14 protein-coding genes are annotated in these 17394 nt (G+C 63.5%); 10 read left to right on the forward strand and 4 right to left on the reverse strand.

The annotated features are described in order from the left end of the window. Positions 1 to 2: 2 nt before the first annotated feature. Positions 3 to 1325 carry a TRAP transporter small permease subunit gene (locus tag ACZ7GB_RS18335; RefSeq protein WP_472159878.1) on the reverse strand — a complete coding sequence of 441 codons (1323 nt, stop codon included), beginning with the start codon at positions 1323 to 1325 and terminating at the stop codon, positions 3 to 5. A gap of 92 nt (positions 1326 to 1417) precedes the next feature. Further along, positions 1418 to 2515 carry a TRAP transporter substrate-binding protein DctP gene (gene dctP, locus ACZ7GB_RS18340; protein ID WP_472159880.1) on the reverse strand — a complete coding sequence of 366 codons (1098 nt, stop codon included), beginning with the start codon at positions 2513 to 2515 and terminating at the stop codon, positions 1418 to 1420. 644 nt (positions 2516 to 3159) lie between these two features. On the opposite strand from dctP, the gene ACZ7GB_RS18345 reads away from it, so the two are divergent. From ACZ7GB_RS18345 to ACZ7GB_RS18380, 8 genes are all read left to right on the forward strand, one after another. Continuing rightward, positions 3160 to 4263, forward strand: a complete 1104-nt coding sequence (locus tag ACZ7GB_RS18345) for a transporter substrate-binding protein (RefSeq protein WP_472159882.1) — start codon at positions 3160 to 3162, stop codon at positions 4261 to 4263. Beyond that, on the forward strand, positions 4260 to 4868 hold the full coding sequence (locus ACZ7GB_RS18350) for an ANTAR domain-containing response regulator (RefSeq protein WP_078541264.1): 609 nt from the start codon (positions 4260 to 4262) through the stop codon (positions 4866 to 4868). The genes ACZ7GB_RS18345 and ACZ7GB_RS18350 overlap by 4 nt, the downstream gene beginning before the upstream one ends. Beyond that, positions 4846 to 5733, forward strand: a complete 888-nt coding sequence (locus tag ACZ7GB_RS18355; RefSeq protein WP_078550588.1) for an ABC transporter permease — start codon at positions 4846 to 4848, stop codon at positions 5731 to 5733. Before ACZ7GB_RS18350 ends, ACZ7GB_RS18355 begins: the two co-directional genes overlap by 23 nt. Further along, complete coding sequence (locus ACZ7GB_RS18360; protein WP_078523182.1) at positions 5733 to 6653, forward strand: ABC transporter permease; 921 nt, start codon at positions 5733 to 5735, stop codon at positions 6651 to 6653. Before ACZ7GB_RS18355 ends, ACZ7GB_RS18360 begins: the two co-directional genes overlap by 1 nt. Positions 6654 to 6734: 81 nt before the next feature. Next, positions 6735 to 8366 carry an ABC transporter substrate-binding protein gene (locus ACZ7GB_RS18365; RefSeq protein WP_083077947.1) on the forward strand — a complete coding sequence of 544 codons (1632 nt, stop codon included), beginning with the start codon at positions 6735 to 6737 and terminating at the stop codon, positions 8364 to 8366. A 6-nt stretch (positions 8367 to 8372) separates the two neighbouring features. Further along, a complete protein-coding gene (locus ACZ7GB_RS18370; RefSeq protein ID WP_472159884.1) occupies positions 8373 to 9332 on the forward strand; it encodes an acetamidase/formamidase family protein in 960 nt (319 codons plus the stop codon). Between the two features lie 5 nt (positions 9333 to 9337). Beyond that, the gene (locus ACZ7GB_RS18375; RefSeq protein WP_472159885.1) at positions 9338 to 11152 is read left to right on the forward strand and encodes an ABC transporter ATP-binding protein; all 1815 of its coding nucleotides are present in this window, start codon (positions 9338 to 9340) and stop codon (positions 11150 to 11152) included. Positions 11153 to 11509: 357 nt separating this feature from the next. Next, on the forward strand, positions 11510 to 13729 hold the full coding sequence (locus ACZ7GB_RS18380; RefSeq protein WP_472159886.1) for a choice-of-anchor F family protein: 2220 nt from the start codon (positions 11510 to 11512) through the stop codon (positions 13727 to 13729). Positions 13730 to 13827: 98 nt separating this feature from the next. On the opposite strand, the gene ACZ7GB_RS18385 is transcribed toward ACZ7GB_RS18380, so the two are convergent. Continuing rightward, positions 13828 to 14688 carry a polysaccharide deacetylase family protein gene (locus ACZ7GB_RS18385; RefSeq protein WP_472159888.1) on the reverse strand — a complete coding sequence of 287 codons (861 nt, stop codon included), beginning with the start codon at positions 14686 to 14688 and terminating at the stop codon, positions 13828 to 13830. A 12-nt stretch (positions 14689 to 14700) separates the two neighbouring features. Beyond that, a complete protein-coding gene (locus tag ACZ7GB_RS18390; protein WP_078523171.1) occupies positions 14701 to 15333 on the reverse strand; it encodes a TetR/AcrR family transcriptional regulator in 633 nt (210 codons plus the stop codon). Between the two features lie 138 nt (positions 15334 to 15471). Here ACZ7GB_RS18390 and ACZ7GB_RS18395 point away from each other — a divergent pair, with 138 nt between their 5' ends. After that, positions 15472 to 16533: an ABC transporter substrate-binding protein gene (locus ACZ7GB_RS18395; protein WP_472159889.1), complete on the forward strand. Its 1062-nt coding sequence runs from the start codon at positions 15472 to 15474 to the stop codon at positions 16531 to 16533. Positions 16534 to 16591: 58 nt separating this feature from the next. Next, entirely contained in the window at positions 16592 to 17392 is an 801-nt protein-coding gene (locus ACZ7GB_RS18400; RefSeq protein ID WP_078572202.1) for an ABC transporter permease, read from the forward strand. Positions 17393 to 17394: the final 2 nt, after the last annotated feature.

The raw sequence follows: 17394 nt of genomic DNA on the forward strand, positions 1-17394 counted from the left end.
TATCAGCCCCTGCCCATTACGATCCGCAGATCTTGTGCGAATTTCGAAATGCCCTGCAGAACAAGCAGCAGAGCGCCGATCACCATGACCCATTTCATCGGCCACAGAGGCACCTCCCATTCATTGAAGCTGATCTCGCCCCAGCGGACATTCGCGTCGGTCCACTGTGCGAAGTTCCAGTTTGCCAGCATCTCGCCGGTCGGAATCTCGCCGCGCGCCCATTGCGAGATGAGCCCGTTGCCCGTGGGCACTGCGATCGCGTCCATCGCGAAGATCCACGACGTCACCAGCAATGTGCCCGCGAAGATGAAGAAGAAGACCGAAGTGAGCAGATCGACCCACGCTTTGCGCGGTTTCGACAGCGGCGCGTAGAAGATGTCGACACGCACATGGCTCTCGGTCAGCATCGCATAGGCGCCCGAGATCAGGTATTGCATCCCGAACATCAGATACATCGCCTCATGCGCCCAGTTGGTGGGGCTGTTGAAGACGTAGCGGCTGATGACCTCGAAATAGTAGACGAAGACCGCGATGATCGCCCAATAGCTGACGAATTCGCCAGCCTTGAGGGAGAGCCGGTCGATCCAGCCAGTCCAGCCCGACGAGATATGACGGGAGTCGTCTTTCATCTCCTCGTCTTCGAGCGCTTCTAGGCGCCGCTCGACCTCGCTTTCCTCCTCGTGCTCGGGCAGCGCGGCATTCGCGCGCCGCACCAGCATCGGAAGCAGAAGCGCATCGATGACGATCCCTGCGAGCAGGACCCAGAAGGCATATTTCGAAATGCTGCGCCATTTCGCGAGCACGGCAGCTGCGGCGTCCCTCTTCGGGCGCGCCTCGACGAGATCGGCCTGCGCCTGTTCGATCACGGCCTCGCCATCCGTGACCCGCTTCTCGGCGCGATCGACATTTCGCTGCGCGCGCTTCTGCGCGAAGCTGCCTTCCTTTGCGGCAGCCAGTTCGTCGCGCAGCTTGGGCAGATCGGCCTTTGCAGTGTCGACGCGTTCCTGTTCGCGCTCCAGCGAGCGCTCGGCCATGCGCACCACGTTCGACATGTCGGAAACCGTGCCGCGCGCGTCGTGGCCTTGCGCATTCGCGTAGAGAATGGCGATGAAGACCGGGATGAAGAGAAAGCCCAGCAGGCTTTTCACGTAGAAGCGATGCAGTCCCAGCATCCCCCCGGTCACGAGAATGAAATAGCCCAAGGAGAGCGAATAACGCCGCTCCGTCTTGCGTGGCCGGTTGGCCAGCGTGGCCGCAATGATCGGGAAGAGGATCAGCCCCGCCCAATAGGCCCAATGCGGTAGAGTAAAGTCGATACTGGGCATTGCCCACCCCCTGTTGCCGGGTCATGCCCGGCCATCAGTTGAACCGGGCCCGCGCCAAAGGGCGGGCCCGTCACACTGTCTGTCGGATCAAATCAGAGCTTCAGTTCCAGACCATCGACCAGATCGGGCGTCACATAGCCGAGCGAGCCGGACATCATGTAATCGAGCTGGGTCTTGAAGATCCGCGCGCTGTCCTTGTCGCGATTGGCATATTTGAACCAGATCGGAACGGCGACTTCGGTCATCAACTCCACATCGTCCTGGCTGAGGCGCGTGACCTCGGTGCCGTCGGCCTCGAATTTGGCCCAGGCCTCCTGGTCGGCCTTCTGGATCGCCGCGTGATGCATGTCGGAATAGACATGGGTCTCCATTTCGACGAACTGCTTCATCTCGGGGCTGAGCTTGTTCCACGCGTCCATGCCGACGGTGATGTCCATGATATCCACCGGCTGGTAGAGCGACATCATGCCGGGCGGGCCCATCGAGATGTAGCTGGTCACCTGGCTGAAGCCGAGCGCGTAGTTCACCGCCGGGCCCACATAGTCGGCCACGTCGATCGTGCCCTTCTCGAGTGCCGGGAAGATCTCCGAGCCCGGAAGCACGGTGGTCTCCGCGCCGATCTCGCCGAAGACATCGGCGACCATGCCGCCCGGAAGGCGCATCTTGCGACCGCGGAAGTCATCGATCGAGCGGATCGGCACTTTCGAGTGGATGATGTTCGGGCCGTGATGGACCGGACCCACGAAATACATGCCCTGCGCCGCATAAAGCTCGCGCGCCATCTCCAGCCCGCCGAGGCCGTAATAGAACACGTCGAATTCATGCGGGTTGCGCAGACCGAGCGGATAGGACGTCAGGAACACACCCGCCGGGATGATGCCCTGCACGTAGATGGTGAACGGGTTGACCGCGTCGAGCACGCCGTTCTTCACCGCGTCGTAAAGCTGGAAGTCGCCCACGACGTCATTCGCGCCGAAGGGCTGGAAGGCCAGCTCGCCGCCGGTCTTTTCCTGAATCGTGGCGCACCAGTCCTTGAAGGTCTGGAGACCGACGCCGCCCGGCCACGAGGTCTGGATCTTCCAAGTCGTGCCATTGGCTTGGGCCGAGGCGATATGCGGCGCAGCAAGGCTGGCAGCGCCCGCCGCGGCAAGAGTGCGTAACGCATATCTGCGAGTGGTCAGATTTTTCATGGTTCCTCCCCGTTTGGTTGCGACCCCGACAGATGCGGGATCGAAGTGAGCGGGAGGTCGAAAACACGCGACAGCACTCCTCCAAGCGAATCGCGGCTTCGTGAGTCGGCGTGAACGCCAAGCTTCCGGCTTCTCCTCAAAAGCGGAAACTCTCTTTCCTCCCCCTGTGTGTGCGAGGTTTGCACGGGTTATGTCATTTCGCAAGTATTCACGAATTTGCGTGCGTCCGTGATCCCGGGAAAGGCGAACGTCCTGTCTCACCCCCGGAACTGCTGCGACGGAGCAGGTCGCAATCCGAAACTCCGGTCGCCATCAGGACCCGGGCGCCCTTCGATCTGGACCGTCATTGCAGACGATTTTTGAGAAATCGCCACGCGCGATTCTCACTGCAGTGTGAGACTAATCCGCGCTCACATGACGCTTTTGTGCACAAATTTTATGCAACTCACCCCGAAAATCCCGCTCAGCCTCCCGATCCCGGCGCGGTTTCGCAATTTGCGCTTGTCGGCTGACGGGCGCGCTGCAAACCTTAAGACACATCGGAATAACCTGAACGGCATTCGCGCCTCGCTTTGACACCGCACGTTAGCGGCAAGTCAGCGGGGCGTTTTGCGTTTTGGCTCAAAGGGTCTGCAAGAGTGGAAATGAAGAAACGGATTGAACTTGGCCTGCTGTATTCCCGCTCGGGAAGCTATTCGTTGATCTCCGAAGCCTGCCGGACCGGGGCGCTCAGCGCGATTGCCGAGATCAATTCGATGCCCGATCTCCCGATCACCTTCGCCCCGATCGAGCGCGACCCGCAGGGCAATATCGACGCCTACGGACCGCTCTGCGAGGAGATCCTGCGCGACAGCGACGCCCGCCATGTCGTCGGTTGCGTCACCTCGTGGAGCCGCAAGGAGGTGATCCCGACGCTCGAGAAGGCGGGCGGGACGCTTTGGTATGCGGTGCCCTACGAGGGGTTCGAGGCCTCCGATCATGTCGTCTACACCCATGCCTGCCCGAACCAGCATTTGCTGCCGCTGCTTGGCTGGGCCTTTGCACGGCTCGGGCGGCGGGGCTTCCTGACCGGCTCGAATTACATCTGGGGCTGGGAGATGAACCGGCTCGCGCGGGACGTGATCCTCAGCGCCGGTGGCGAGGTTCTGGGCGAGCGTTACCTGCCGCTCGGCTCGCTCGACGTCGACCGGATGATCAATGAGATCCGCGCGACCCGGCCCGACTTCATTCTCAACAACCTGATCGGCCCGTCGCAATACGCCTTCCTTGAAGCCTATCACAAGCTCGGACAGGAAGACGCGCATTTCCGCCCCGAGACCTGCCCGATCCTGTCGTGCAATCTGACCGAATGCGAGTTGCCCGCCATTCATCCCGCCGCGATCGAAGGGTTGGTCGCTGCCGGGCCCTATTTCCGGGGCGCGACCGGCTGGCCGCAGGCGCAGCGCAATTTCGGCTCCTCGCATGAAGCAGCCGCATGGTCGTCGGTCTATCGCCTCGCGATTTTGCTGTCGGGGCATGAAGACGCCGCCGAGCAGAGCCTCGCGCAGCTGTTGCACGATGCGCCGCAGGGCTCGGAAGGGATCGACCTGTCGACCCATCACACCGCCCTGCCCGTCCTGATCGCGCAGGTCGAGAACGGCGCCTTCGCGGTTCGTGAGCGGTTCGAGGCCGTCGCGGGCGATCCCTATCTCGCACGCGGCCGCAATCCGATCGCGCCCGGAGCGCCCCGGCTGAAGGTGGTCTCATGAAGCGCAAGATCCGCATCCCCGATCTCGGCGGCGCGCGCGCCTATATCCTGCACCGCCCCCACGCGACCGTGCAGGCGCTCGAGCGGCAATTGCGCGCAATCGGCCTGACGGTCGTCCATTGCTGGCCCGAACTGCCCGCCGAGGCCCTGTCGGGGGATTTCGTCTTTTTCGATGCCGATCAGGGCTATGACGAGCAATTTCCGTGGAAGCCGGGCGAAAGCCCGATGCCGATGATCGCCTTGATCGGCACCGAAGCACCGGGCCGGATCGAATGGTCGCTGGAGGCCGGCGCGCATGCGCAGATCCTCAAACCCGTGGGCGATGGCGGGGTCTATTCGGCGCTGCTGATCGCGCAGCTCGCCTTCGAGGCGCGGGCGCAGCTCTCGGGCGAGATCGCGGATCTGCGTCGCAGGCTCGATGAGCGCCAGACGGTGGTGCGGGCGGTCACGCTGCTCGCCGCGCGCGGCAAGAGCGAGGCCGAGGCCTATGACCAGCTGCGCCAGATGGCGATGGCATGGCGCGTGACGTTCGAAGATGCCGCGCGCCGCATCGTCGCCAACCATGACGAACAAAGGAAGAGTGATGACCGACGCGACCTTGGCTGAGGGACCGGCCCGACCGCAAAGCGCCCTGCGCCGCCTGATGCGCCGCAAGCTCGCGCTGCTGGGCTTCGCGATCATCGCGATCGTGACGCTCGGTGCGATCTTCGCGCCGTGGATCGCGCCATTCGAGCCGCAGGAGCAGATGTTCGACGGGCTGACGCTGGAAGGCTCGCCCATGCCGCCGGGCGAGAAGTTCTGGCTGGGCACCGACCTGCTGGGCCGCGACCTGTTCTCGCGCATCCTTTATGGCGCGCGGACCTCGCTGATCATCGGCGTCGTCGCGAATGGCCTCGCGCTGATCATCGGCACGCTGATCGGCGTCACCGCGGGCTATTTCCGCGGCTGGATCGGCGCGGTGCTGATGCGCTTCACCGATCTGATGATGGCGTTTCCGGCGCTTCTGCTGGCGATCTGTCTTGCCGCGATCTTCACGCCGTCGCTTTGGATCGTCGCGATGGTGATCGCGCTGGTGAACTGGGTGCAGACGGCGCGCGTGGTCTTCACCGAGACCTCCGCGCTGGCCGAGCGCGAATTCGTCGCCGCCGAGCGCACTCTGGGCGCAGGCACGGTGCGCATCCTGTTCCGCCATATCCTGCCGCATCTGGTGCCGATGATCATCGTCTGGGGCACGCTGGGGATTTCGACCACGGTGCTGCTGGAGGCGACGTTGTCCTATCTCGGCGTGGGCGTTCAGCCGCCGACGCCGAGCTGGGGCAACATCATCTTCGAGAACCAGACCTATTTCCAGGCGGCCCCGTGGCTCGTCTTCATCCCGGGCGCTGCGATCTTGCTGCTGGCGCTGTCCTTCAACCTCGTGGGCGACGCGCTGCGCGACGTGCTCGACCCGACGCAGAGAGGGCGTGAGTGATGCTGGCCTATCTGATCCGCCGCCTGATCCAGGCCGCCCTGATCCTGCTGGGCGTGTCCTTCATCACCTTCTTCCTGCTCTTCGTGCTGCCGGCCGATCCGGTGCGCCAGATCGCGGGCCGCTCGGCCACGCCCGAGACCGTGGCCAATATCCGCCACCAGCTTGGCCTCGATCAGCCCTTCATCGTGCAATACTGGCACTATCTGACCGGGCTGGTCCAAGGCGATATGGGGCGCAGCTATCTGCAGAAGACCGAAGTCGCGACCCTGATTGCCGCGCGTCTGCCCGCGACACTTCTCTTGATGCTGGGCGCGATCGTGGCCGAGCTGATCATGGGCCTCACGCTGGGGATCGTCGCCGCGATCCGGCGCGGCGGCGCGCTCGATCAGTCGCTGATGATCACCTCTTTCGTCGCGGTTTCGGCGCCGCAATTCGTGGTCGGCCTGCTCCTGCTTTACGTCTTCGCGGTCAAGCTGAGCTGGTTCCCGATCGGCGGCTACGGCAGCTTCTCGAACCTCGTGCTGCCTGCGCTGACGCTCGGGATCATGGGCTCGGGCTGGTATAGCCGGATGATGCGCTCGAGCATGATCGACGTGCTGCGTTCGGATTATATCCGCACCGCACGCGCCAAGGGTCTGCGGCGTTTCCGGGTGCTGGCACTGCACGCGATGCCCAACGCCATCCTGCCGATCATCGCGATGATCGGGATCGATATCGGCATCTTCATGTCCGGCATCGTCGTCGTGGAAAGCGTCTTCGGCTGGCCCGGTATCGGGCAGCTCGCCTGGCAGGCGATCCAGCGCGTCGACATTCCGATCATCATGGGCGTCACGCTCGTTTCCGCCTGCGCGATCGTGCTGGGCAACCTGCTCGCCGACCTAATCACCCCTTTCATCGATCCGCGCATCAAGCTGCGCTGATCGCAATCAGATACCCCGGGCCAACCGGGGAGCGAACCAAAAGAAAAGTCCAACTGACGGAGAACACCTCAAATGAGCCTGATGAAAAACATCCTTGCCACAAGCGCGCTGTCGCTCTCGCTGGGTCTTGCCAGCTTCGCCTCGGCGCAGGACTACCAGCCCGATCCGAACGCCAAGCCCGGCGGCAATATCATAGTGACCTACAAGGACGATGTGGCCACGCTCGACCCGGCAATCGGCTATGACTGGCAGAACTGGTCGATGATCAAATCCGTCTTCGACGGTCTGATGGATTACGTCCCCGGCACCACCGAGCTGCGCCCGGGTCTTGCCGAGAGCTACGAGATTTCCGACGACGGCACGACCTTCACCTTCAAGCTGCGCAAGGGCGTGAAATTCCACAACGGTCGCGAGATGACGGCCGAAGACGTGAAATACTCGCTCGACCGCGTCACCACCCCCGCGACCCAGTCGCCGGGTGCCGGCTTCTTCGGCTCGATCAAGGGCTATGACGCGATGGCGGACGGCTCGGCCACCAGCCTCGAAGGCGTCACCGTCGTCGATCCCTACACCGTCAAGATCGAGCTTTCGCGCCCCGACGCGACCTTCCTGCACGTGATGGCGCTGAACTTCGCCTCGGTCGTGCCGAAGGAAGCGGTGGACGAATACGGCACCGATTTCGGCAAGCATCCCGTCGGCACTGGCGCGTTCAAGCTGTCTGACTGGACCATCGGTCAGCAGCTCGTGTTCGAGAAGAACGCCGACTACTGGCGCGAGGGTGTGCCCTATCTCGATAGCATCACTTTTGAGGTCGGTCAGGAGCCGATCGTGGCGCTGCTGCGGCTGCAGCAGGGAGAGGTGGACGTGCCCGGCGACGGCATCCCGCCGGCGAAGTTCAACGAGGTGATGGACAATCCCGACGAGGCCAAGCGGGTCGTCGTGGGTGGCCAGCTGCATACCGGCTACATCACGCTCAACGTCCAGATGGAGCCCTTCGACAAGGTCGAGGTGCGTCAGGCGATGAACATGGCGATCAACAAGGACCGCATCGTGCAGATGATCAACGGCCGCGCCACGCCCGCCAACCAGCCGCTGCCGCCGTCGATGCCGGGCTATACCAAGGATTACGAGGGCTACCCCTTCGATCAGGAAAAGGCCAAGCAGATGCTCGCGGATGCGGGCTATCCCGACGGGTTCGAGACCGAGCTCTACGTGATGAACACCGACCCGAACCCGCGCATCGCTCAGGCGATCCAGCAGGACCTGTCGCAGATCGGCGTGAAGGTCGACATCAAGGCGCTGGCGCAGGCCAACGTGATCGAAGCAGGCGGCACGCCGAAGACCGCGCCGATGATCTGGTCGGGCGGCATGGCGTGGATCGCCGACTTCCCCGATCCGTCCAACTTCTACGGTCCGATCCTGGGCTGCGCGGGCGCGGTCGAGGGCGGCTGGAACTGGTCGTGGTATTGCAACGAGGAACTCGACGCGATGGCCACCGAGGCGGACTCGATCACCGACCCGGCCAAGCAGGACGAGCGCCTGCAGAAATGGTCCGACGTCTACATGAAGGTCATGGAAGACGCCCCGTGGGTCCCGGTGTTCAACGAGAACCGCTACACCATGAAGTCGGGCCGTATGGGTGGCGCGGATGCGCTCTATGTCGACCCGGTCTCGATCCCGGTGAACTACGACTACGTGTACGTGACGGAGTAAGCGCGCATGTGCAAAGCCTGTGACTATACGATCCATGGCGCACAGCACCATTTCGGCTGGGACAACTCGTTTGTCCCGGCCGAGACGGTGGCCCCGGGATCGACCATCGAATTCCACTGCCACGACAGCTCGGCCGGACAGCTCGGGCCGTCCTCGACGGTGGAAGACGTGAAGACCCTCGATTTCGGCAAGATCAACCCGGTTTCCGGGCCGATCTATGTCGAAGGGGCGAAGCCCGGTGACGTGCTCAAGGTCACCATCGACAGCTTCAGCCCGCGCGAGCAGGAAGGCTCCGCATGGGGCTGGACCGCGAATATCCCGGGCTTCGGCCTGCTGGCGGATCAGTTCGAAGATCCGGCGCTGACGATCTGGAAATACGACGCGGCCTCGCCCGACAAAGCGCTTTGGGGCAGCGAGGGCAAGGTCGGCCTCAAGCCGTTTTGCGGCACCATCGGCGTCGCCCCGGCCGAAAAAGGCCTGCATTCCATCGTGCCCCCGCGCCGCGTGGGCGGCAATCTCGACATTCGCGATCTGGCGGCGGGCACAACGCTCTATCTGCCGGTCGAGGTCGACGGCGCGCTGTTCTCGGTGGGCGACACCCATGCCGCCCAAGGCGATGGCGAGGTCTGCGGCACCGCGATCGAGAGCCCGATGAACTGCGTGCTCAGCTTCGATCTGATCAAGAACGAGACGCTGAAATTCCCGCGCTTCACCACGCCGGGGCCGGTCACGCGCCACCTCGACACGGCGGGCTACGAGGTCACGACGGGCATCGGTCCGGACCTGATGTCGGGCGCGCGCGATGCGGTCTCCGGTATGATCGACCTTCTGTGCGCGCAACGCGGCATGTCGGCGGTCGACGCCTATATGCTGGTCTCGACCTGTGGCGATCTGCGCATTTCCGAGATCGTCGATATGCCCAACTGGGTCGTCAGCTTCTATTTCCCGAGAAACGTGTTCGAATGATCGAAATGAAACAAACGCAAGCCGGGGCTGTCACGGCCCCGGAGCCCGCCCAGCCGGTGCTGTCCGTCGAGGGTCTCACGATCTCCGTGCGTTCCGAGGGGCACGAGCGGGCGCTGGTCAGCGATCTGAGCTTCACGCTGGCGCGCGGCGAGACCATCGCGATCGCGGGCGAGAGCGGCTCGGGCAAATCGCTGACCTCTCTGGCCATCATGGGGCTGTTGCCGCCCCCTGCCCTGCGGGTCAGTTCGGGCGCGATCCGCTTCCAGGGCGAAGACCTCACGCGCCTGCCCGAAAGCCGGATGCGCGCCATGCGCGGCAACCGCATCGCGATGATCTTCCAAGAGCCGATGACGTCGCTCAACCCGGTGCTGAGCATCGGCCTGCAACTCTCAGAGGCGATCCGCGCGCATGAGCCGGTCTCGAAACGCGAGGCCCGCGCCCGCGCGCTCGAGGCGCTGCGCCGCGTGCGCATCTCCGAACCCGAGCGCCGGATGACCCAATATCCGCACGAGCTGTCCGGCGGCATGCGGCAGCGCGTGATGATCGCGATGGCGCTGGCGCTGCGCCCCGACGTGCTGATCGCGGACGAGCCGACCACCGCGCTCGATGTGACGGTGCAGCGCGAGGTGCTCGACCTGCTGCGCGATCTGCAAAGCGAGATGGGCACCGCAATCATCCTGATCACCCATGACATGGGCGTGGTGGCCGAGATGGCCGAGCGCGTCATCGTCATGAAACAGGGTCAGGCGGTCGAGACGGGCGCTGTCTCGCAGATTTTCACCGCCCCGCGCGAGGCCTATACGCAAGATCTTCTGGCTGCCGTTCCGCGCATGGGCGATGGCAGCGGCGCTGCGGGCGCGTCGACGGATGCGAAACCCGTGGCGCGGCTGCGCGACGTGAAGGTGCATTTCGACATTCGCGGCGGGATTCTGTCGCAGGTCACGCATCGCGTCCACGCGGTCGAGGGTGTCAGCTTCGACATCATGGAGGGCGAGACTTTCTCGCTCGTCGGTGAAAGCGGCTGCGGCAAATCCACTATCGCGAAAGCGCTGACCGGCCTCGTACCGCATCAGGGCCGCATCGAGGTCGCAGGCCACACGATGGGCGGGCTGAGCGGCGCGAAGATGAAAGAGATGCGCCGCGACGTGCAGATCGTGTTTCAGGACCCGATGGCGGCGCTCGATCCGCGGATGCGCGTGGGCGAACTGGTGGCCGAGCCGCTGGTGATCCACGGGATCGGCACGCCCGAGGAACAGCGCGAGAAAGTCGCGGGCCTCTTCGAGCGCGTGGGGCTCACCCGCGATCAGCTCGACCGCTATCCTCACGAGTTCTCGGGCGGTCAGCGTCAGCGGATCTGCATCGCCCGCGCGCTGGCGCTGCAGCCGAAGCTGATCATCGCGGATGAAAGCGTCTCAGCGCTGGATGTGTCGGTGCAGGCGCGGGTGCTGGACCTTCTGGAGGCGCTGAAACGCGAGTTCGGCATCGCGTATCTCTTCATCAGCCACGACATGGCGGTGGTCGAGAATATCTCGGACCGGATCGCGGTGATGTATATGGGCCAGATCGTGGAGATGGGCACGCGCGCGCAGATTTTCGGCGCGCCGCAACATCCCTACACGAAACGCCTGAGGGCCGCCGTGCCGATCCCCGACCCCGACAAGGTCCGCGAGCCCACCCCGCGCCTGTCCGGCGAGGTGCCGAGCCCGGTCTACAAGCTGGGCACGGGCCCGCAGCGCCTGATGCTGCGCAATCTCGGAGACGGGCATCTCGTGGCAGATAGTGACCTGCCCGCGATGCCGACCGAGACGGCGGCGGAATAGCACGAAATCGCGCACAGGGCGGGCGGCCAATCTCCGCGCCGCCCTGTGCTTTCAAGGCCGTTTTCGGGCTGCAAACCGCAGCCCCTTCTCAAGGCCATTCATAGGCGGCAAAGCAAAACCGACATCCACCCCGTCTCTTTTCCGCAACACCCCGAACACCCCACCAAATCATTGATACAAATCAAAGAAAGCTTCCGGGCCGAAGCTTAGCGCGGTGGCTGAAGTCCGTGCGAGGGAACTTCTGAAACGCGCCGAGGCAAACGCACGGACAGGTTGTCAGTTCAATTACGTAAAGAGTGGCTCGATTGACGTACGATTTCTTGTCGTAGCGTTTGCCTTGGGGAATGGGGACAAAGAATGTCGAACACACTACTCACCAATTTGAAACGCACCGTAGCGCCCGCCGCTTTGCTGCTGTGCCTCGGGACTCCGGCCTGGTCGGGCACATTTGATGACGCACCCGTCATCAGCGTGACCGGCGATGGCCTCATCTTCTCCGATCCGGCGGAAGGCGTGCAGCCGCCCGGCCTCAAAGCCGTGACGGGGGAGGTCAACGCCGACTTTCCCAACACGAACAATCCGAAGGACATCACCAACTGCCTGATGGCGAACACGCCGGATTTCACCTGTACGGCCCCTCCCGGCTCGGGCAAACGGGTGAAGACGCAGCTGACCGGCCCGACGCCGATGGATATCATGCTCTCGACGCAATCGAGCGGCGGCATCACGGAATACTATACCTACGGCAAGACCTCGAACCTCACCGGCGCCCGCATTATCGCCTTCAAGGTGCAGCTCGGCACCGGCTCGGGTGACAGCTTCACCCCCTTCGACCCGAGCGACCCCCAGACCGCGGCACTCTTCGATCCCGATTACATCTCGAAGTTCAACCTGCCCGACGGGCTCTTCGGCGATGGCGGTCAGGAAGAGGCAGGCATCGGCTTCTTCGACAGCACCTCCGCCGAGATGACCATTGCGAACACCGCCAACACGCTCGACGCGACGAACCTGTCGAATAGCGTTCTGGCCACCTATTTCGGCAACTCGCTGATCGACAACAGCATGCTGCCGAAAGCGATTTTCTGGGACGCGACCGGCACGGCCGTCGCCTCGGACGAGGCCCAGCTCATCGCGTGGTACAACCTGAGCGCCGGTCAGTGGCAATACGGCAATCTGGGCGTCGACAGCTCGACCTATCTGGACAGCAAGCTACAGGCGATGGCCGACTCGCTGGGCGTGACGGTCGCGGATCTCGGCTATACCGGCGGCGGCGCGGTGCCCGCCGATATCGTCGCGGCGATGCAGGCCAATGGCCTCTACACGCAGGACGTGGTCGAGGATCTTCGCAACCTCAACCTGAACTACATCATCGATCTCGGCGATGTCGCAGGCAGCAATGTCACGATGCGCATCGCGCCGATCTTCGCGCCGATCGTGGAGCAAACGGCGACCCCCTACCAGTTCGCGACCGCCGGTCGCCTCGATGCGGCAGCCAACATCCCCTATCTCGATATCGGGAACGCAGGAACCTATCAGAGCGCGATCAGCGACATCATGGCGATCACGGATCCGGTCGCGCGCAACGACATGCTCGAGACGACGGGCTACAGCTTCCTGCCCGCCTTCAGCGCTGTCGGCTTCGAGTTCGGGCAAAACATCACGAAAGGGATCGGTCGTCCCGTTGCGCAGACGCAGAACGGATCGGTCACGCTTTCGACGATGGGCGGGCCGACCTCGTGGAAGATCGGCGACGACACCTATGCCTTCGTCTCGGCGGGCGCGCAGAAAGCCAATTACGACCGCACCACCAATGCGATCGGCTACGACGTCAAATCGCATTACATGATGCTGGGCGGCGAGAAATTCGTCGGCAATCAAGTCTCGGTCGGCGTCTTCGGCGGCTACTCGGACGGCACCTCCGATGCCGATCAGAGCCGCGGCAGCATCGATGGCTCCGGCGGCTTCGTCGGTGGATTCGTGCGGACGGCCTTCGGCAATGGCGGCGCGGCGCAGTTCATGATCGGCTATCAGGATCTCTCCTACGACATGAGCCGCAATGTCATGGGATCGACCGCGCGGGCGAGCACGGATGGCCATCAGGTCTTCGGCGCAATCGATGCCGAGTACATGTTCGGCCAAGATCGTCTTCGCTTCGGCCCGACGGGTTCGCTCGAAATGTATCACCTCTCGGTGGACGGCTTCGACGAAACCGGCGCAGGCGCGTGGAACCTGTCCGTCGGGGATCAATCCGGCACCGTGACCGTCGCCTCCGCCGGGATGCGTGGCCAATATGCGCTGTCTTCGAGCGCACAGGCCCCGACCCTGTCCGGTGCGATCAAGTACAACAAGGTCAGCGGCGACGATCAGCTCGTTCAGACCGCTTTCGTCGGGCTGCCCTCCAGCGCAACCCCGGTCGATGGCTTCGACATGAACTGGGTGACTGCGGATGTCGGGATCGACGTGCCGCTCGGCCAGACCGGGACGTTCTCCTCCAGCCTGCATGCCGGGATCTCGGGGACCTTCTCGAGCGACTATGAGAGCCACGCGCTGCAGCTTTCCTTCAACGCGAAGTTCTGAGCGCTCACAGGCCTAAACGAAGACACCGCGGCGCTTTTCGGCGCCGCGGTGCATCTATATTCGCAGGTCGATAACGGTTTTCCCCGGCCGATCGGGCGTTACCCCTCCATCCCGATCCGTTCCCGGCGCAGCGTCGACGCCCCGGATTTCGCATGGCTGGCGATCTCTTCCATCGGGGCGAACCAGACGTCGCCCGCCTCCACCGCGCGCTCCAGCAGCCGCTCCATCTCGCGCCAGCGCGCCAGACGGCCCGTCAGGAACGGGTGCAGAACCGGCATCCAGAACCCGCCCGCCTCGTGCATCGCGTCGAATTCCTCGGCGAAGGCACGGATACCATCGGAGGGCGCGCGGATCGGCATCAGGTAGTCGATCTCGCCGAAATGCGCGAAGGGCGGCCAGTCGTCGGTGCCCCAATGCGGCGGGACCTCAATCAGGCTGCCTTTCGGCGTCTCGACCAGATAGGGCAACTCGTCGGCCATCATCGAACTGTCATAGAGAAACCCGTGCTCGATCAACCGGTTGAGCATCGCGGGCGTGAAGGAATAGACCGGAGCGCGATAGCCACGCGGCTTCCGGCCCGTCATCGTAACATGGACCTCCAGCGCGCGTTCGAACAGCTCCGCCTCGCGTTCGTCGGAATGCTCCATCGGGTCTTCGTGCATCCACGAATGATGACCGATCTCGTGTCCCGCTTTCAGGATCGTCTCGACCGTCTCGGGGTAATTCTGCATCACCCAGGCGGGCATGAAGAAGGTCTGGGTCAGCCCCAGACGGCGATAGGTCTCGAGGATGCGCGGCACCGCGACCGTCGGCCCGTAACGGCCCATCGAGATCGGCTGCAGACGCAGCTCGGCATCCTCAGGCCGCGCCGTGCGGATCAGCGAATCCGCGTCGATATCGAAGGTCACGCAGGCGGCGCTGCGCTTGCCCTCGGGCCAGGTGATCGGGTTGAGAAGCATGTCACTCTCCGCTCAGGAAGGATCGGCGGGCACCGGGAGCGTCACCGAGAACAGCGCCACGAGATCGTTGCGCAGCCAGGTCTCGATCTCGTCCCGGCGCGCGGCGTCGGTGGAAATGAACTGGATGAAACGGGCGTTTTGCAGCTGGAAGAGCGCCCGGCCCAGATGGAGCGGGTTCAGATCGGCACTGAGCCGCCCGTCCCGCTGCATCGCCTCGATCCGGCGCACCAGCACCGAGGCAAGCTGTTCGTCGAGCTTGAAATAGGCCTTGGAGAGCTGCGTCCCCGCCTCGATCGTCACCGCCGCGATGACCTGACGCCAGATGTCTTTCTCCAGAGTCTGCATCGCGTGAACCATGATCTCGTGCGCGAACGCCACCGTCAGCTCGACGAGCTCGGCCTCCGGCCCGGGCAGCGTCGAATCGAGCCGTTCCAGCAGTTGCTTGTCGCTTTCGATCACCAGCGCGAGCAGCACCCCGGCCTTGGTTCCGTAGTAGTTATGGACCGTCACGCCCGAGACGCCGGCCGCCACCGCGATCGCCTCGATCGTCGTCTTGTCATAGCCCTTCTCGCGAAAAAGCTCTTTGGCCGATGTGACGATGCGGTTGCGACGGTCTTGTTTTTGTTGGGCGCGCAGGTTGCTCACTAAGTCCTCCTAGGGTTGCGGACAGTTTTCGGCAATTGCTCATCTTTGGTCAAGACAAATTTTTTATTGCATAAAAGTTTTTATCGAATAAAGTTTTTGTACAAGATCAAGAATCCATACCAACAGCGAGGTCCGCTTATGCGCTCCGTACTCAAACTCGCCGCCGCTTCCGCGGTCGCCCTCTCCGCGGGCAGCCTCTCCGCTGCCGCCGCTGAAACCGTCAATGTCGGGGTCTGCGTCTCCTGGCCGGGCTATGCCATGCTCGAAGTCGCCAAGGAAGAGAACCTGATCCCCGATTACGACCTGAACATCACGATTTTCGAAGATCCGCTGGGCGGTCATGCTGCCCTCGCCGCGGGTCAGCTCGACGTCTATGGCTGCACCGCCGATTACACGCCTCTCGTCGTGGATCGCGGCACCGATGTGGTGAACGTGGCCCAGCTCAACCCCTCCTACGGGGTCGATCACGTCATTCTCGCGCCCGACACCGAGCCCGCCGATCTGCCCGGCAAGAAGGTCTCGGCCCCGCAGGCCTATATCGGTCAGCTGCTGATGGGGATCTGGCTCGATTCCGAGGGCATCACCCCCGATCAGGTCGAGTGGGTGAACCTCAATGCCGATGAAGCCGTCGGTCCGATGATGTCGGGCGATCTGTCGGCTGCCTACATGTACGAGCCGTGGATCTCCAAGGTCCTCGAAGCCAAACCCGGCGCGCGGTCCATCGTGAACACCGCCGATCCGGAGATGCTGAAGACCGGGATCTTCATGGACGCTCTGTATATGAACAAGAACTTCATCGCCAACGACCGCGAGGCGGCGCTGGCCGTGCTTAAAGCGCGTTGGGAAGGGCTGGCCTACTGGAACCAGCACACCGAAGAGACCAACAAGATGCTCGCGTCGTTCCTGCAGTGGCCCGAGGAAGATATCGGCTACGTCATCGGGACCAACGGCAAGTCCTTCGAGGGCGGCATCTACATGATGGACTTCGACGAATCCGCCCGCCTGTGCGGCGTGCTCGACGGCGAAGGCCCGCTCGGCATGGCGAACGGTTCGATGGTCGACTCGATCGCGATGACCAATGACTGGTGGATCAAGCTCGGTCTGATGGAAAACAAGATCGACGCGTCGAAAGGCATCGACTGCTCGCTGATGGGCGATCTGGTCGAAGCCGGTTACCGCCAGAGCCTGACCGCACACTAAACCCCTCGGGAAGCGCCGATCCCCGGCGCTTCCCTTCCCCCAAGCCGGAGCATCTACCTTGAGCGCCCGACCCACTCCCTTTCTCCAGCTGCGCAAGCCCGTGAGCCGCCGTCAGAAGCTGCTTTCCGCGCTCGCCATCTGGGTGCTGTTCTTCGGCATCTGGATCGTCGCCTCGGCCAGCGGTCTGGTGAACCCGCTTCTTGTCCCAGCCCCGCAGCAGGTCTTCGCGACCACTTTCGACCTGTTCTTCAGCCGCGGGTTCGGCAGCGACGTCCTGATCTCCATCAGCCGCGTGCTGATCGCCTTCGCGCTGGCCAGCGCCGTGGCGGTGCCGCTGGGTGTGATGATGGGGTCCTTCCCCGCGATCGAGGCCTTCTTCGCCCCCTTCGTCTCGGCCTGGCGCTACCTCCCCGCGCCGTCCTTCATCCCGATCCTACTGATGTGGTTCGGGACCGGCGAGGCGCCGAAACTGGCGTTGCTGTTCCTCGGCGTGATCTTCTTCCTGATCACCCTGATCATGGATCACACCAAGAATGTGCGCGAGGAGCTGGTCGAGACCGCCCTGACGCTCGGTGCACCGCGCCACAAGGTCGTGGCCCGGGTGATCTTCCCCGCCGTGCTGCCCGATATCGTGACCGCGATGCGCCAGATGCTGGCGATGACCTGGACCTATCTGGTGATCGCCGAGATCGTCGCCTCTACCACCGGTATCGGTGCGATGATGATGCGCGCGCGACGCTTCCTGAACACCGATGAGATCCTGTCGGGGATCGTCGTGATCGGGGTACTGGGGCTGCTCTTCGACCTCACTTTCTCCGCCCTGCACCGCTGGGCCTTCCCCTATCTGAGAAAGGCGTGACC

The organism is Thioclava sp. PTB-PU3-1, from assembly GCF_055666785.1.

Excerpts from the sequence above, each read along its gene's own strand:
- ACZ7GB_RS18385 (WP_472159888.1), bottom strand. The coding sequence starts at position 14,688 with ATGCTTCTCAACCCGATCACCTGGCCCGAGGGCAAGCGCAGCGCCGCC.
- ACZ7GB_RS18360 (WP_078523182.1), top strand. The coding sequence starts at position 5,733 with ATGCTGGCCTATCTGATCCGCCGCCTGATCCAGGCCGCCCTGATCCTG.
- ACZ7GB_RS18365 (WP_083077947.1), top strand. The coding sequence starts at position 6,735 with ATGAAAAACATCCTTGCCACAAGCGCGCTGTCGCTCTCGCTGGGTCTT.
- ACZ7GB_RS18335 (WP_472159878.1), bottom strand. The coding sequence starts at position 1,325 with ATGCCCAGTATCGACTTTACTCTACCGCATTGGGCCTATTGGGCGGGG.
- ACZ7GB_RS18380 (WP_472159886.1), top strand. The coding sequence starts at position 11,510 with ATGTCGAACACACTACTCACCAATTTGAAACGCACCGTAGCGCCCGCC.
- ACZ7GB_RS18350 (WP_078541264.1), top strand. The coding sequence starts at position 4,260 with ATGAAGCGCAAGATCCGCATCCCCGATCTCGGCGGCGCGCGCGCCTAT.
- dctP (WP_472159880.1), bottom strand. The coding sequence starts at position 2,515 with ATGAAAAATCTGACCACTCGCAGATATGCGTTACGCACTCTTGCCGCG.
- ACZ7GB_RS18355 (WP_078550588.1), top strand. The coding sequence starts at position 4,846 with ATGACCGACGCGACCTTGGCTGAGGGACCGGCCCGACCGCAAAGCGCC.
- ACZ7GB_RS18345 (WP_472159882.1), top strand. The coding sequence starts at position 3,160 with ATGAAGAAACGGATTGAACTTGGCCTGCTGTATTCCCGCTCGGGAAGC.
- ACZ7GB_RS18395 (WP_472159889.1), top strand. The coding sequence starts at position 15,472 with ATGCGCTCCGTACTCAAACTCGCCGCCGCTTCCGCGGTCGCCCTCTCC.
- ACZ7GB_RS18370 (WP_472159884.1), top strand. The coding sequence starts at position 8,373 with ATGTGCAAAGCCTGTGACTATACGATCCATGGCGCACAGCACCATTTC.
- ACZ7GB_RS18375 (WP_472159885.1), top strand. The coding sequence starts at position 9,338 with ATGAAACAAACGCAAGCCGGGGCTGTCACGGCCCCGGAGCCCGCCCAG.